A 253-nucleotide genomic window follows, 5' to 3' on the forward strand; every position below is an offset into this window, starting at 1 on the left:
ATCATCAGTGCCTATCCAGAGCAATTGCTGCGAATCTTGATAAATAACATTTACAATATTATTTTCAGGTAGAGTGATTCTTTTAAACTTCTTAGTTTGTGCTGCCCACGTTAATACCCCGTGAGTTCGTGAGCCAAGCCATAACAAACCGGATTCATCAAACATAATATCGTTGATGGTGTTTTCTGTAATGTTGTAGCTACTATCTTGAAGTTTAAAATAGCAGTGAGCTTTAAGGTTGGTCTATCAAACT

The 253-nt window shown here is 36.4% G+C and carries 1 protein-coding gene; it reads right to left on the minus strand.

Annotated elements, in window-relative coordinates:
* On the minus strand, window positions 1-192 hold a 192-nt coding region (locus tag R0K30_RS22725), incomplete at its 3' end, for a two-component regulator propeller domain-containing protein (protein WP_410613197.1).
* Window positions 193-253 lie beyond the last annotated feature (61 nt).

Source organism: Bacillus sp. SIMBA_154, assembly GCF_046536015.1.
Lineage (GTDB): Bacteria > Bacillota > Bacilli > Bacillales > Bacillaceae > Bacillus > Bacillus pumilus_P.